Origin of the sequence: Limnochorda sp. (assembly GCF_047459355.1) — a bacterium.
In the GTDB taxonomy this organism is placed as follows: Bacteria; Bacillota; Limnochordia; order Limnochordales; family Limnochordaceae; genus Limnochorda.
On the sequence record NZ_VSCV01000020.1, the window covers coordinates 1 to 14,444 of the forward strand.

Annotated in this window: 11 protein-coding genes; 3 read left to right on the forward strand and 8 right to left on the reverse strand. The window is 73.3% G+C overall.

Going from position 1 to position 14,444, the window contains the following annotated elements; all coding sequences use genetic code 11:
* Positions 1-172 precede the first annotated feature (172 nt).
* On the reverse strand, positions 173-1,945 hold the full coding sequence (menD, locus tag FWJ67_RS07915; RefSeq protein ID WP_369686589.1) for a 2-succinyl-5-enolpyruvyl-6-hydroxy-3-cyclohexene-1-carboxylic-acid synthase: 1,773 nt from the start codon (positions 1,943-1,945) through the stop codon (positions 173-175).
* Positions 1,946-2,013: 68 nt separating this feature from the next.
* Positions 2,014-3,597: an isochorismate synthase gene (locus FWJ67_RS07920; RefSeq protein WP_414482279.1), complete on the reverse strand. Its 1,584-nt coding sequence runs from the start codon at positions 3,595-3,597 to the stop codon at positions 2,014-2,016.
* A 270-nt stretch (positions 3,598-3,867) separates the two neighbouring features.
* On the opposite strand from FWJ67_RS07920, the gene FWJ67_RS07925 reads away from it, so the two are divergent.
* Positions 3,868-4,875, forward strand: a complete 1,008-nt coding sequence (locus FWJ67_RS07925) for a BamA/TamA family outer membrane protein (RefSeq protein WP_304174271.1) — start codon at positions 3,868-3,870, stop codon at positions 4,873-4,875.
* Here the strand turns inward: FWJ67_RS07925 and FWJ67_RS07930 are convergent.
* Together FWJ67_RS07930 and FWJ67_RS07935 are read right to left on the reverse strand one after the other, a co-directional pair.
* Positions 4,872-5,969, reverse strand: coding sequence for a serine hydrolase domain-containing protein (locus FWJ67_RS07930; protein WP_414482280.1), 1,098 nt, complete (start codon positions 5,967-5,969; stop codon positions 4,872-4,874). The genes FWJ67_RS07925 and FWJ67_RS07930 overlap by 4 nt on opposite strands.
* Before the next feature lie 35 nt (positions 5,970-6,004).
* Positions 6,005-7,249 carry an anhydro-N-acetylmuramic acid kinase gene (locus tag FWJ67_RS07935; RefSeq protein ID WP_414482682.1) on the reverse strand — a complete coding sequence of 415 codons (1,245 nt, stop codon included), beginning with the start codon at positions 7,247-7,249 and terminating at the stop codon, positions 6,005-6,007.
* A gap of 196 nt (positions 7,250-7,445) precedes the next feature.
* Between FWJ67_RS07935 and FWJ67_RS07940 the strand changes: the two genes are divergently transcribed.
* On the forward strand, positions 7,446-8,957 hold the full coding sequence (locus FWJ67_RS07940) for an MFS transporter (protein WP_414482683.1): 1,512 nt from the start codon (positions 7,446-7,448) through the stop codon (positions 8,955-8,957).
* Between the two features lie 30 nt (positions 8,958-8,987).
* Here FWJ67_RS07940 and FWJ67_RS07945 read toward each other — a convergent pair whose 3' ends face one another.
* Together FWJ67_RS07945 and FWJ67_RS07950 are read right to left on the reverse strand one after the other, a co-directional pair.
* On the reverse strand, positions 8,988-9,659 hold the full coding sequence (locus FWJ67_RS07945; RefSeq protein ID WP_414482684.1) for a YkoP family protein: 672 nt from the start codon (positions 9,657-9,659) through the stop codon (positions 8,988-8,990).
* A 23-nt stretch (positions 9,660-9,682) separates the two neighbouring features.
* Positions 9,683-11,116 carry an MFS transporter gene (locus FWJ67_RS07950; protein ID WP_414482283.1) on the reverse strand — a complete coding sequence of 478 codons (1,434 nt, stop codon included), beginning with the start codon at positions 11,114-11,116 and terminating at the stop codon, positions 9,683-9,685.
* Between the two features lie 174 nt (positions 11,117-11,290).
* On the opposite strand from FWJ67_RS07950, the gene FWJ67_RS07955 reads away from it, so the two are divergent.
* Positions 11,291-12,061 (forward strand): hypothetical protein, encoded by a 771-nt coding sequence (locus tag FWJ67_RS07955; protein ID WP_414482685.1) that lies wholly within the window; start codon positions 11,291-11,293, stop codon positions 12,059-12,061.
* A gap of 90 nt (positions 12,062-12,151) precedes the next feature.
* Here the strand turns inward: FWJ67_RS07955 and FWJ67_RS07960 are convergent, their stop codons facing one another.
* Together FWJ67_RS07960 and FWJ67_RS07965 are read right to left on the reverse strand one after the other, a co-directional pair.
* Positions 12,152-13,036: a MurR/RpiR family transcriptional regulator gene (locus FWJ67_RS07960; protein WP_414482381.1), complete on the reverse strand. Its 885-nt coding sequence runs from the start codon at positions 13,034-13,036 to the stop codon at positions 12,152-12,154.
* A 144-nt stretch (positions 13,037-13,180) separates the two neighbouring features.
* The gene (locus FWJ67_RS07965; protein WP_414482686.1) at positions 13,181-14,380 is read right to left on the reverse strand and encodes a GNAT family N-acetyltransferase; all 1,200 of its coding nucleotides are present in this window, start codon (positions 14,378-14,380) and stop codon (positions 13,181-13,183) included.
* Positions 14,381-14,444 lie beyond the last annotated feature (64 nt).

Consider the following 14,444-nt stretch of genomic DNA (forward strand, 5'->3'; position numbering starts at 1 on the left):
AGGGGGCGCGGGCCTCCCGGCTTCCCACCTTGATCCCCCGCCCCGCCCGAGCCCGCCGGCCCCAGGGCCGGGGCGCTCCCCTCCAGGGGCCCGGCCACCTCCCAGTGGAGCCGGACACCCTTCCGGGTGAGGAACCGGTGGCGGAGGGGCACGGTCTGGGAGCCTCCGGCGCTCATGGCTCTTCCGCCACCACGGGGCGGACCGCCCGGGCCACCCGGTCCCAGAGGGCTCGGTGGAGGGCCGCGTTCTGGGCCCGGTCGCTCCGCACCTCCACCACCGTCAGGCCGTCGCCTGCCAGCCCCTGGGCCACGGCCTGCCGGAACCCCGCCCAATCCCGGGCCGCCACCCAGCGGCCGCCGTACATGGCCACTGCCGGAGCGAAGTCCAGGCCCGTGGGCGTCCCCCAGTAGGGCTCGAAAAGGGGTCCCAGCTCTGCCTGGGGCAGGAAGGAGAAGATGCCGCCGCCGTCGTTGTGGATCAGGACCACGGTGAGGCGCAGGCCGTGGAGCTTGGCGGCCAGGAGGCCGTTCAGGTCGTGGTAGAAGGAGAGGTCGCCCACCACCAGCGCCACCGGCCCCGGCCAGGCCGCGGCCGCCCCCAGGGCCGTCGAGACCAGGCCGTCGATGCCGCTCGCCCCCCGGTTGCCCAGCACCCGCACGCCCTTCCCGCCCCGGTAGAAGGTGTCCAGATCCCGGACGGGCATGCTGTTCCCCACCACCAGGAGCCCGTCGTCGGGCATCAGGGGCAAGAGCTCAGGGAAGACCCGGCCCTCGAAGAGGGTTCCCTCGCCCTCCCCCTCACCCGACTGGGCCAGGACCGCAGCGGTGGTCGCCTCCAGGCGGCGCCAGAGCTCCGCCCACCCAGGGTCGGCGGGGCTCCCGTCCTCGAGGGCTTGAGCCAAGGCCTCCACCAGCCGCCGGGGCTCGGCCCAGAGGACGTGGCTCGCCACCTGGGCCGGGTCCCGCCAGCCGGGCGCCTGGTCCACCACCCACTGGGGCGCTCCCAGGTGCCGTTCCAGGTAGAGGTTGAGGGCCTTGGAGACGGGGGCCGCGCCCAGCCGGAGGATCCCGCCCGGCGCCAGCCGCTTTGCCACCTCCGGCACCCGCAAGAAGGCGTCGTAGGTGGTGATCAGGGGCACTGATTCGAACCCCTCGGGCCGGGGCCGGCGGAGCTGGCTCAAGGGGTCGGCCAGGATGGGCCAGCCCAGGGCGCCTGCCAGCCGCAGGAGAGGCTTAAAGAGGGCCCCATCCTCTTGGGGGCCCACCACCACCACGCCCCGCTCCACCTGGCGAAGCTCCTGAGCCAGGGCGGCCACCGTTTCCTCATCTAGCACCGGCTGGCCCGTGCGTACCTGAACGGCCCCCGGGCCCGTACCCTCCCCGTCCCCTGCCCGCCCAGCGCCCTGGAGCCCACGCTCCACCCTGCCCCCGGCTTCCAGGAGCTCCCGCGGGATGAGCGGCTCCCGCAAGGGCAGGTTGAGGTGGACCGGCCCCGGGGGCCCCTCCCGGGCCAGGGCGGCGGCCCGGCACCCCGTCGCCAGGGCGTGGCGGAGGAGCCGCGGGGAGGCCTCGGGCAGCGGCAGATCCACCGCCCACTTGACGTGGGAGCCGTACAGGTTCACCTGGTCGATGGTCTGGGCCGCCCCAACGTCCCGGAGCTCCCGGGGCCGGTCGGCGGTGAGGAGGATCAGGGGCGCCCGGCTGTACCGGGCCTCCACCACCGCCGGGAGGAAGTTGGCCGCGGCCGTCCCGCTGGTGGCCAGCACCGCCACCGGCTCGGCCAGCACCTTGGCCATCCCCAAGGCGAAGAAGGCCGCGGAGCGCTCGTCCACGTGCTGCCAGAGGCGGAGGCCGCCGTGCCGGTGGGCCGCCAGCAGGACCGGCGTGGACCGGGAGCCGGGGCAGAAGACCAGGTGCCGGAGGCCGCCCCCCGCCAGGCCGTCCATGAGGGCGCCCAGGTACTGGGCCGTCGCGTCCGGGCTTCCCGCCGGGGGATGGGAAGGTTCCAGCTGGATCACCGGCTCGCCTCCTCCAGGGCGGCCAGCATGGGCCGCAGTTTCACCTGCCACTCCCGGTACTCCTCTTCGGGCTGGGAGGCGCCCATGATGCCGCAGCCGGCAAAAAGGGCGGCCTGCCCGCCCCGCAGGAGGCCGGAACGCAAGGCCACGGCGAACGCGCCGTTTCCCGCCCCATCCAGCCAGCCGATGGGGCCCGCATACCAGCCCCGGTCCCACCCCTCCAGGCGCCGGATCAGCGCCAAGGCCGCCTCCTTCGGCGAGCCCCCCACCGCCGGGGTGGGGTGCATCCGCGCCACCACGTCCAGCAGGGTGGCCCCTGGGGCCAGCCGCCCCCGCACCGGGGTGAAGAGGTGCTGGATGGTGGGCAGCTTCAGCAGCCGGGGCTCGGGCGCCACCTCCAGATGGACGGTGAGCGGCGCCAGGGCGGCCCGGACCGCCTCCACCACCACCTGGTGCTCCTCCCGGTTCTTGGGGCTGGCCAAGAGCTCCTCGCCCAGGCGCTCATCCGCCTCGGGCGTCCCGCCCCGGGGGGCCGAGCCGGCCAGGGCCATGCTCTCCACCCAGCCCTCGGAGACCTGGGCGATGTGCTCGGGTGTAGCGCCCAGAAAGACCGCCGGCCCCAGGTCCAGGGCGAAGAGGGTGGCCTGGGGGTGCTCCTCGCGCAAGGCGGCCAGGACCCGCTCGGCCGTCACCCGATCGGGCAGCCGGACCCCTTGGGGCCGGGCCAGGACCACCTTGGCCACCTGGCCCTCCCGGACGGCCCGGGCCGCCTGGGCGACGGCCTCCATCCAGGGCCCGGGGTCCTGAGGGAGGATCTGCATCTCGTGGGAGGGGGCGGGCGGGGCCGCCTGAGCCGGCGCCGCCCCGTCCCCCAAGAGCCCGTCCACCTGCCGGGCCAAGCCTTCGGCCAGGGGCTGGATCTCCGCCTGGGGCGCCACCCAGGTGTTCACCGAAAGCCAGAACCGCTCCCCCCACCCGGTCACCAGGAGCTGGGGCACCACCATCAAGGCGGGGGGAAAGCCTTCCCAGAGGGCCGGGTCCCAGGGGCCCAGGGGGCGCGGGGCGCTCCCCGCCCGTGCCCCCTCGTCCACTCCGGGCCGGGGCCCGGGGACCGCGGGGGGATCGAAGGCGAAGCCCCCGAAGAGAAGAGGCCCCGTGGCCGGGACCTGGGGGCCCGCCACCCAGGCCTGCTGGGCCACCTCCCGCCAGGCCGCGGCCACGGCACGGAAACGGCCGTCCCCCTCGCCGTCCACCCGCTGGACCACCCCGCCGCCCACCAGAGTCAGCCGGGTCTCGCCCTCAGGGCCCCACCGCTCCCGCCACAAGAAGCGGAACCCCAAGGGCCGGGCCCGCTGGAAGAGAACCAGAGGCTCCTGGGGCGGGAGGGGCGTCACCCAGCTGGCCAGCAGGGGCCGGCCCCTCCGGGCGGCCTCGTCCCCCGCCGCGGCCAGCCACCGGGCGAGCTCCTCCACCGACGACTCGCCGGGCGGGCCAGGCCGGCCCGAGGCGTCCGCTTCCAGGGCCCCCGCCCCCCGCCAGCAGGGCGGACCCGCCTGCCCCGACCTCTGCGGCTCGACCATTGAAGCCGCTCCTTTCCCGAATCACGGGTCACCAATCGCGCTCAAAGTTATAGACCGACGGGTCGGTCTGTCATCGACAGTATAGGGTGGGGCCCGGGAAGGGTCAACGGGGATGGGGTTGTCCGGACCTTGGCCAGCCAACGGGTGCACGCCCAGGGGTGAGCCGGAGCCCCCACCCGCGAGCCCACTGGGGCCAACCCCCGCCCCGTCCCACCAGGGAAGGGACGCCCGGCGGCGAAGGGACGGAACAGGTCATGGGAGGTGGGCATCATGGTTGGGACGGAGCGTCAGCGCCACAGGCGGCCGGCCAGGCGGCGGCCGAGGACGGGGCTGGCTTCGGGGTGGCTTCCCTGGGGGATGATCCTCCTCCTGGGGCTCCTGATCCTTGCGCTCTCAGGCCCCGCGGCCGCCCAGGGCCTTCCGGTGCGGCCCGTGCTCGATGCGGACAACGGGGTGGTGGGCCTGGAGCTCTACACCGGGGCGGGCCCCTGGGAGGTCTTCACCGGCGGCGGGTACGGCCTCTTCTCCGGCCGGGGCCACTACGGGGTGGGGGTCAGCCACACCGGTCCCGGCCAGCAGCTCACCCTCCTCTACCGGGACTGGCCGGGAAGCCTCGTGGAGGGCCGGGACGGCCAGACGGGGACGGGCCTCCGCTGGACCTGGTCCCCCGCCTGGGGTCCCACGGTGCATCTCAACGCCTTCCAGGGCGCCTTGTGGACCCATGACGACCGCCTCAATCCCGAGCGGGTCTGGTTGGTCACCGGCGAGGCGAGCTACGCCTTCCGCCTGGGGAACCAATGGCTCCTCACCCCCCGCCTCACCTCGGTCTACGGCCGGTCCTTGGAGACGGAGAGCCCCTTCACCAGCCACCTGCTCACGGCCCGGCTCCGGCGGGGCTGGACGGGCCTCCAGCTCGCGGCAGGCCACCTGTGGACCCACGAGCTGGCCGGCTTCCGCTGGGAGCTGGGCGGGGGTGGCAAGGTGCCCTTGCGGGGGTACGAGCCGGGGTTCAAGGCAGGCGAGTGGCTGGTGGGCGCGAGCCTGGAGCACCGGGTGCCCCTCCCCTGGGAGACGCCCCTGGCCCAGCTCCAGGTGGCCTTCTTCATCGACACCGCGGACGCGCTGGCGGCCCACGAGAGCCTCCGGGAGCTGGATCTGGCCACAGGGTACGGGCTGGGCTTGGTCATCGCCACGCCCCTGGGCGAGCTCCACGGGGACCTGGGCTGGAACCCCGAGGGCAAGATGGTCCCCTCCGTCTGGCTGAGCGCCGCCTTCTAGGCGAGCACCGCTGCGGCCACCCCGTTGTGGAAGAGGGGCCGGAGGCGGAGATGGGCCTGGTTCTCCCGGCTGGGGTGGACCCGGTTGGTGAGAAGGATGGCGTACAGCTCCCGGTCGGGGTCGATCCAGAGGGAGGTGCCGGTGAAGCCCGTGTGGCCGAAGCTGCGGGGGCTGAAGAGATCCCCGGCCGGCGAGAAGGGCCGCCCGCCCGAGAGCTGCCAGCCCAGCCCCCGCTCCTCCTCCATCCCCGGCGTGAGGCTCCGGGTGGCCAGGGCCATCACCGCCGGGCTCCAGAGGGCCTCCTCCCCCCGGAGGGCCTTCAGCACCTCCTGGGCGAAGCGGGCCAGATCCGCGGCGGTGCCGAAGAGGCCCGCATTCCCCGCCACCCCGCCCAGGGCCCGGGCGTTCTCATCGTGGACGATCCCCTCCAGAATCCGGCCCAGGTCCGGGGCGTGCTCGGTGGCCGCGGTCCGGGCCCGCACCGCTTCCGGCGGGCAGAAGCCCGTCGCCTGCATCCCCAACGGCTCAAAGATCAGCTCCCGGGCCAGCTGGTCCAGAGGCTGGCCCGTCACCACCGTCAGGATCCGGCCCAGCAGGATGTACCCCAGGCACGAGTAGACCACCCGGGTGCCGGGCCGGTGCTGCAGGGGGTAGGTGAGGAGGCGCCGGAACCGCTCCTCCGGCGTGCCGGGCACGGCCGCCAGGGGCTCCCAGGCCGCGAGGCCGGAGGTGTGGGTGAGGAGGTGCCGGAGGGTGACCTCGCCCTTCCAGGCCCCGCTCGCCCCCCGCTCCCCCGCGCCGTATCCGGGGAGGAAGGCGCAGGCCCGATCGTCCAGGCGGATCACCCCCTCATCCAGCAGCCGCCAGGCGATGGCCGCGGTGGCCACCACCTTGGTGAGGGAGGCCAGATCGAAGAGGGTCTCCACCTCCATGGGCCGCCGCTTGGGTTCCAGGGCGGCCCACCCGTAAGCCCGGGGGCCGTACACCTGCTCCCCCAGCCCCACCAGGGCCACCGCGCCCGGGATCTGCCCCTCCCCGACGAAGCGCTCCACCACACCAAAGGCCCGCTCCAGCCGCTTGGGATCCACCCGCACCTGTCTCGCCCCCCTTCCCTCGCCACCGCGGCCCGTCAGGCCAGCTTGCCCGGGGTCGGCGGCGGCCAAGCCACCTGGCCCAGGCGGGCGCGGTGCCGGGCCCCCGTCACCGACGGCAGGTTGGCCGGCCGGCCGTGGATCCCCTCGTCGGCCAGGATGGCCCACGTGATCGCCTCCCGCCCCTCGTCGGGCAGGCCGTGGTCCGCATGCCGTTCCACCACCGGCGCCGGCTGGCCGTGCTGGGCCGCCTCCCGGGCCAGCGCGGCGGTCAGCATGGCCACCAGGGTGCTGTTCCGCACCCCGCCCCCGCCCAGGATCACCCGGTGGATGGGCCCTCGGGGGAAGACGAAGCGCCCGTACGCCTGGGCGATGCTCTCGGCCGTCAGGGCCGTTGCGGTGGCCACCAGGTCGTCGTCGCCCAGGCCCCGGGCCCGGCCCTCCGCCACCAGCCGCTGGGCGTAGGGCATCCCGAAGTCCTCCCGGCCCGTGGTTTTGGGCGGGGCTTGGCGGAAGTAGGGGTGCTCAAGGAGCTCTTCCAGGAAGGCCTGATCCACCCGGCCCTGGGCCGCCCGCCGGCCGTCCCGGTCGAAGGTCTCCCGCCCGTCGGTCAGGAGGCTCACCACCCCGTCGATCACCATGTTGGCCGGCCCTGTGTCGAAGGCGGTCACCTGGTCCTGGGAGAGGCCGGCCCAGAGGGGCGTCACGTTGGCGATGCCCCCCAGGTTCTGGACGGCCCGCCCTTCCGTCGGGTGGCGGAAGAGGAGGTAGTCCACGTAGGGGCTCAAGGGCGCCCCCTGCCCACCCGCGGCGGCATCGGCGGCCCGCAACCGGCAGACCGTCACCGCACCCGTCGCCTCCGCCACCAAGGCGGGCTCCCCCAGCTCCAGCTGCCCCGCTTTCGGATCGTGGTAGAGGATGGGGCCCTGGAAGGCGACCAGGTCCACCTGGCCCCAGGCGAGGCCTTGGGTGGCCATCAGCTCCCGGGCGACCTCCCCCAAGAACCGGCCCACCTCCAGGTGCAGGGTGAGCAAGCGGCGGGCGGAGAACCGGTGGGGCGGGTAGAGGCGGAAGAGGGCCGCCCGCAGATCGGGCGGGAACGCCTTCTCCTTCACCTGGAGCACCCGGATCTGCCGCTCCAGCCCCAGGCCGCGGCTTTCCAAAAGACACGCGCTCACCCCGTCACAGGAGGTGCCCACCATCATGCCCAGGAGGCGCCGGGGCGGCTGGGCCCTGTCCCCGTGGCCGGCCCGCTCCGGCCTGCTGGCTCCCCGTGAAGTCATCCTGCCCACCTCCCACACGAGCAGGGCCGAAGGCCCCCGCCCCACTCTTCCCCGTGCTCACCAGGCCTCCTTCCCGGCTCGTCCCCCCGGGGCTCCCGTCCCGCGACCAGGAAAGAGCGGGTCCAGGGCGAAGGTGGTGGCCGTGCCCTCGGGAAGTTCACGGAGGATGCCGAGGGGTGCATCGGGGGGAGAACGGTTGGCGCACCACCAGCAGGCTGGGCACCCGCCCCAGGGGACCACCTCAAGCCGCGATGGCGCCCTGGCCCGGGAGCGGGTGCCCTGGCGGACCCGCCTCATCTACGGCTCGGGCGACCTCTTCGGGGGTGGCGCCTACAACATCATCAACTTCTACTACCTGATCTTCCTCACCGACGTGGCCCACGTCCGGCCGGCCCTGGCTGGGATCATCGTCCTGGCCAGCCGCATCTGGGACGCGGTCTCCGATCCCTTGATGGGCTCCATCACCGACCGCACCCGGAGCCGCTTCGGCCGCCGCCGGCCCTACTTCCTGGCCGGCTCCGTCCTGATCTTCCTCGCCTTCGCGCTCCACTGGTATGCGCCCGCCTTCGCGAGCGAGACGGCCCGGTTCGCCTATGCCCTCTTCTCGTACATCTTCTTTGCCACCGTCTTCACCTTGGTGATGGTCCCCTACTCGGCCCTGGCCGCCGAGATCACCCTGGACTACCACGAGCGGACCCGCCTCAACTCCGTCCGCCTCGCCTTCTCCTTGGGCGCGGGCGTGGCCGCGGCCCTGGTCCCCATGCCGATCGTCCGGGCCTTCCCCACGCCCCAGGAGGGGTACCTGGCCATGGGCATCATCTTCGGCCTCCTCTTTGCCGCGCCGTGGCCGGTCATCTTCCTCCACATCCGGGAGCGGCCCGAACTCCAAACCCCGCTGCCCTCCCAGGCGGCCGCCCAGCCGGCCTTCCGCCGGTGGACCCGGTTCTTCCTGGAGCCGCTCCAGGTTCGGGCCTTCCGGCTCCTGGTGGGCATGCATCTCACGGCCTACCTCACCATCGACGTCCTCTCGGCCCTCTTCGCCTACTACGCCACCTACTCCCTGGGCCGTCCGGGGATGCTCAACCTGCTCCTGGGCGCGGTGGTGATCAGCCAGATCCTCTTCCTGCCGGTCTATACCCGGCTCAGCCGGCGGCTCTCCAAGGGTGGCGCGTGGAGGGTGGGGGCCCTGGTCACCGGGGCGGGGACGGCGGCCCTTTATCTGGTGCCGCCCGAGGTGCCCGGCTGGCTCCTCTACGGCCTGGCCGCCTGGGTGGGGGCGGGCCTGAGCGGCGCGTGCATGCTCCCCTGGGCCATCTTCCCCGACGTGACCGACGTGGGCGAGCTCGCCTTCGGGGAGCGGCGGGAGGGGTCGTTCAGCGGGCTGATGACCTTCTTCCGGAAGGTGGCCTCGGCCGTGGCGCTCTTCATCGTCTCCCTCATCCTGGATCTTTCGGGCTACGTGGCGCCCGAATCGGCTGGGAGCGCCGCCCAGCTCCAGCCGGAGAGCTTCGTTCAGGCCACCCGGCTCCTCCTCAGCTTCCTGCCCGTGCTTCTCCTGGGCCTCGGGTCGGTGGCCGCGCGGCGCTTCCCCTTGAGCCCCGAGCGGCACCGGCAGCTCCTGGCCCACTTGGCCCACCGCCGGGTGCGGGGCTTGGACAGCCCCGAGGCCCGGCGGGTGCAGGCCGAGCTGGAACGGGCCCTGGTCTAGCCCGCCCGGGCGCTCACCCGCTCCCCGGCCTCAAGGCAGGGTCGGGCCCGCGCCGGCGGGGCTGCCGTACCGCTGGAGGAGGAGTTCCCGGCTCATGGCCACGTGCTTCACGTGGAGCAGGTCCCGCCGCTGCCGCACCCGGCTGAGGGTGCCGGGGTGCATGGTGGAGAGAAAGGCCCTCAGGTAGAAGCTGAGGAAGCTCCGCTTGAAGCCCGGGGGCAGGTCCCAGACGGTGAAGCCCAACCGCCGGGCGCCCCGGTGGATGAGGGTGATGCCGTGGACGGCCACCACCTGCCGGTACGGCTCCGTCTGGGCGATGAAGTCGGCCAGAACGTGGAGGGAGTCTTCGGCCAGGCGGGCCAGATAGGTGGCCAGCTGGACCGGCCCCCGGGTGACCGCGTGGGCCCCCAGGAGCGCGTCGGTGACAAAGTGGAGATCGCCGATGGGGTCGCCGGGCCGGAGCCAGGTCCCATCCTCCAGCCGGACGGGTGCCCCTCGGTAGCGGGCGGGGCGGATGCGGAAGATGGACGGCCGGCCGGCCACCACCGGCTCCAGGCCCATGAGGGTGCCGGTGTTGAAGCGTTCCCACCGCCGCCAGAGGGTGTAGATCACCCGGTTGAGGGGCGAGCGCTCGAGGCTCGCCGCGGCCGCCCGCCAGCTCTCGGGGTCTGCCCGGTAGGGCGTCGGGATGGTGGGCTCCACACGCCTGCCCCCTTTGCCTCTGCCTACGTCCTCTCTTGGCTCCCTTCGGCGCCCTCGGGAAGGCTCCTGCGCCACCGGCCGGCGCCGTCACCGCCGCGCTGCCCCTCCCCCGCGGGCCTCTCCCCTTCGGGGGCTGTTCCTTCGGGGATCGCCCCGGCGGCGCGGGCCTCCAGGCGCCGGGAGCCGTCCATCAGCCCGGCGGCCAGGAGCATGGCGCCCCCGGCGGAGAGGAAGACGGCCGGCAAGCCCGCAGCATCACCGATGAAGCCCGTCAGCACCGGGGCCGTCACCTTGCCCAGGGCCTGGAAAGAGGAAAGGATCCCCACCGCTGTCCCCCGGGCGCTCACGCCGATGCGCTCGGCCAGGTGGCTCACGCCCAGGATCTCGCCGGCGGAGTAGCTGATGGCCTGGAGGATCTGGACGGCCACCAGAGGCACCGGCGCCGCCAGGAACGGCAAGAGGGTCCAGCGGGCCACGCCCACCAGGTACCCGGCCAGCAGAGGGCGGGCCGTCCCCCACCGGTCGCCCGCCCGGCCGAAGAGGAGCATGCAGGGGATCTCGCCGAGGGCGGGCACCGCCTGGAGCAGGCCGAAGAAGCCATCGCTCACCTGGAGGCCCTCCCGCAGGTAGATGGGCAGGTAGACGCTCCCGGCTGTCTGGGCGAAGGTGAAGAGGCTGATGCCCAGGTAGAAGAGCTGGAGCTCCCGGTGGCGGAGGATCCGCCGGGGATCGGGGATGGTCTCCAGTACCCGGGCCGCGGCGTCCTCCGCCTCCTCGTGGCCGGGGGCGAGGGGGACGCCGGGAGGCCCCTCGGGGATCCCCGGCCCCCCCGCCCGGTGCCGGAGCCCCAGCACCAAGAAGAGGGTGACCACCGCGAAGAGCCCCGCCCCCAGCCGGTAGGCGCCCACGATGCCGCCCCAGGGAAGGACCCAGCCCAGGAGGAGGGTGGTGATGCTCCAGCCGATGGACCCGCTGATCCGGTAGACGGCGAAGGTCCGGCCCGCGGCGCCGGGCCGCCCCAGGGCGCTGACGGAGGTGTAGAGCATGGTGATGTAGGTGGCCATGAGGAGCCCGTTGAAGGTCACGGCCAGGGCCAGGGAGAGCCCGTCCCTCAGGTGGGGCAGCACCAGGAAGACGGGCACGGTGGCCCCGGTGGCCAGGATGAGGTACCGGCGCCGGGTGGCCCGCCGGTCGGAGAGGGTGCCCAGCACGCCCTGGGAGAGGAAGGCGGCCAGCCCCGCCAGCGCCTGGATCACCCCGACGGCGGCCAGGTTCATCCCCGTCTCAAACAAGTGGACCGAGAGGAGGGGCATGGTGAGGCCCCACCCCGCGTTGATCAGGAAGGTGGCGATCCAGTACACCCCAAACTCCCGCTCCCGGCCAGGCAAGGGGCGGGCGACCCGCCCCACCCAGGCGGTCAGACCACCCCCCAGCCCCCCACGCGCGCCTCTGACCACTCGGCCCCTTGCTCCTTCCCAAATCCGGTCAAGACTGAATTGATTTGGCAAGCCCCTTCTCTTAGAATGCAGGGAGATCGTGATGCTCCCCGGGCCACCCGCCCGGGAAGCCAAGGAGGGACTTCGGCCCTGAAACCCATCCACCTCCCGGCCCGGAAGAGCCCCGCGATCCTCGTGATCACGCTCCTGGCCGTCTGCCTCCTGGGCGCGGCCACCGCCCTTCCGGCCGCAGCCAGCGGAAAAGAGTTCGAGCCGACCTGGCCCCCGTCCAAGAAGACCCCGTCCGGCCCGCCCGCCTTCCAAGGCGGGGGCGGCTTCAGCCTCTCCCTGCTCTACCTGGACGTGGACGCGCTCAACGCGAAGATCCAACAGGCGATCAGTCAAGAGGGCTGGAACCTGCCCACCTTCACCCCGGGCCAGCCCCTGGTCCTCTGGGGTGGCGGCGGCGGCGCCGGCGGGGAGCGCGTCCGCTTCGGCGGCTTCGGCGGGGGCGGGGAGCTGCTGGAGAAGAGCAACAACGGCGCCTCCCGCTTCTCCCTGGGCTTCGGCGGGGTGACCCTCCACTACGTCATCCGCCCGGGCGTGGAGAGCGTGGCGCTTCCTCATGCGGGGAACCCCTACCCCAACGGGCGCGTCCGGTTCACCGTCGGGGGCCTGGTAGGCGGGGGCGGGTACGAGCTCACCCTCACCAGCTACAGTGATCCTACCGGTCCTACCGGTCGTGATTACGCCCACCACCGGACCGCCAGCCAGGCCTTCCTCCTGCTGGCCCCCGAGGCCGGGGTGGAGTTCGCGCTGACCCCCTTCACCCACCTGCGGGTGGCAGCCACCTACTTCTACGCCATCCCCGTGGGCGGCGAGAAGCTGGACACGTACATCCACCCCGACCCCGAGACGGTGCAGCGGCTGGGTGTCAGCGTGGGGCTCATCTTCGGGATCTTCTAGAGGTGCGCCCCGGCCGCCCCTCCCAGGGGAGGGGCGGCTGATCTCCGCCTGAAGCCCTCCTGCCCCCGACTCCCCCGCCCCCCGCCCTCCTCAGAAGCCCTTCCCCCGCCGGGGCTGGACCGCCTCCCGGCTCCGGTTCAGGTTGGCAAAGGACTCCTCCGGCCGCCGGACGGCCACCCCGATGAAGAGGATGTCGATGACGGCCAGCTGGCAGATCCGGGAGACGATGGCCCCACTCCGGAAGGGGGACTCCACCGCGCCCGTCACCAGGGTGATGTGGGCTCGCCGGGCCAGGGGCGAGCCCATCTGGGAGGTGATGGCCACGGTGGTGGCCCCCGCCCGGCCTGCGGTCTCGATGGCCTCCAGCACGTCCAGGGTGTTGCCCGAGTGGGAGATGCCGATGGCCACATCCCCCTCCTGCAACAGGCTGGCGAAGGCTGTGGCCTGGTGGGGGTCCACGTAGGCCCAGGCGGGCAGGCCGATGCGGGCGAACTTGTGCTGGGCGTCGAGGGCGACCATCCCCGAGGCGCCCACCCCGTAGAAGTGGATCTGCCGGGCCCCCAGGATCGCCTCCACCGCCTGGCGGAGACGCTCCTCATCCAGCAAGGGCACCGTCTCCTGGAGCCCCCGGATCTCCAGCTGGATCAGCTTCTCCTTGATGGTGGCCAGGTCGTCGTCCACCCGGATCTCGCCGTAAATGCGCCGTTCGGCCGCCGCCTTGGCTGAGCCCACCTCGCCGGCGAGCACCATCTTCAGCTCCTGGTACCCCCGGTAGCCCAGGCGCTGGGCCAGCTTGACCACCGTCGACTCGCTGGTCTGGGCCCGGGCGGCCATGGCGGTGACGGAGAGGCCCGTCACCTCTTCGGGGTGCTTGAGGATGATGTCGGCCACCCGGCGCTCCGACGGCCGGAGGCTGGCGTAGCTCGCCCGGATCCGGGCCAGGCAGCCCGGCGGTGCCGGGGCACGGCGTTCCATGGCGATCCCCCTCCCGGCCCCCAGAACCCTTCCTGGGGCCCTTTCCTGCAGAAAATTTTTTCGCTATGGCACAGAAACGTTCCTCTGAGACCCCGGCCCGTCCCGGAGGGGGCTCCCGCCCACCGAGCGAGTCACCCAGAAGCCTCAGATGTAATTGAGTCCCTTGGGCCACGGCAGGGGTAGGGGCAAGGCGGCCGCCAGGGGATGGTGGGGGGGCACTTCCGGCACGGGCTGGTCCCCCTGGCCGAAGAGGGCCCGGATCAAAGCGGCCTCCCCCTCCACCGTCCACACCTCCCCCGTCTCCGTCTCCAGGAGGTACCGGGAGCGGCCGTTGGCCGCCTCCACCCGGGCCTGGGCCCCCACCCACTCCCGGGGCAGGCGCTCCTCCAGGTAAGGGGCCAGTTCCCGCCAGAGGAGGGGCCAGTCGGTGACGGCCACCGTGCCCGGAAGGGGCTCCACCGGCCCGGACCCCACGGGGAAGCCGGCCGCCTCCAGGGCCGGGCCCAGAGGGTCGCCTTCCAGCAGGGGAAGGCAGGCCTGCTCCGTCCCCGTAGCCGCCAGGAGGGGTTGGAGGCTGGCAGCCAGGGCCTGCCGGCTCCCGAAGGCCTCCAGAACCAGAAGCTCGCCCGGGAAGGCCTCCCCCCGCCCCGTCACCCAACAGGCCACGGGGTTCTCCCCCACCGTTACCAGCCAGAGCTCCTGCCGGAGGTGGTAGATGGTGGCGTAGCCCGCGGCCTCGATGAGCTCCGGCCAGGCCTCCCACGGCCGGTGCCACCGGACGGGCTCCTGCTGGTGGAGGCGGGCCACGATGGGGAGCTCCTCGGGCAGCCGGGCCAGCCGGATTCCCAGCCCCGGGAGGGCTGAAGGCTTCGGCGTCCCGGCCGGCGGGCGCAGGCGGAGGTCCCGGTACCGGCCCGCCCGGTGGGCGCCTTGGCGGAGGTAGAGGCTCCGGTCGCCGGAGATGAAGAGGAGGGGCCGCCCCGCCTCCCGGCACCGCTCCCAGGCCATGGCCACCAGGCGGCCGGCCAGGCCCTGGCCCCGGTAGGGGGGCAGGGTGCAGACCGAGCCCAGGGCGGCCACCGGCAGGCGGACGCCGGGCAGGTGGAGCGTGCCCATCCAGAGTCCCGCGTGGGCCACGGGCCGGCCCTGATCAGCGTAGAGAAACAGGTTGGCGGCATTGGCAGGCGAAAAGAGTTGGGGGAACTGCTGGCCCATGGTGGGCGGCTTGCCCAGGGCCACGCAGAAGATCTGATTGACCAGGTCCACCACCTGGGGAAGCTCCTGGGGACGGACCGGTCGGGGCCCATCAAGACCGGGCCCGCAGTGCTGGGTGGATCCCTCCACGGGGGTGCCTCCTCCCGTCGGCTCGGGGGCGAAGGGTTCGCCCCCAGCCTGGACATTCGCTCTT

Coding starts and splice junctions, on each gene's coding strand:
- menD (WP_369686589.1), bottom strand. CDS start 1,945: ATGGACGGCCTGGCGGGGGGCGGCCTCCGGCACCTGGTCTTCTGCCCC.
- FWJ67_RS07920 (WP_414482279.1), bottom strand. CDS start 3,597: ATGGTCGAGCCGCAGAGGTCGGGGCAGGCGGGTCCGCCCTGCTGGCGG.
- FWJ67_RS07925 (WP_304174271.1), top strand. CDS start 3,868: ATGGTTGGGACGGAGCGTCAGCGCCACAGGCGGCCGGCCAGGCGGCGG.
- FWJ67_RS07935 (WP_414482682.1), bottom strand. CDS start 7,249: ATGACTTCACGGGGAGCCAGCAGGCCGGAGCGGGCCGGCCACGGGGAC.
- FWJ67_RS07960 (WP_414482381.1), bottom strand. CDS start 13,036: ATGGAACGCCGTGCCCCGGCACCGCCGGGCTGCCTGGCCCGGATCCGG.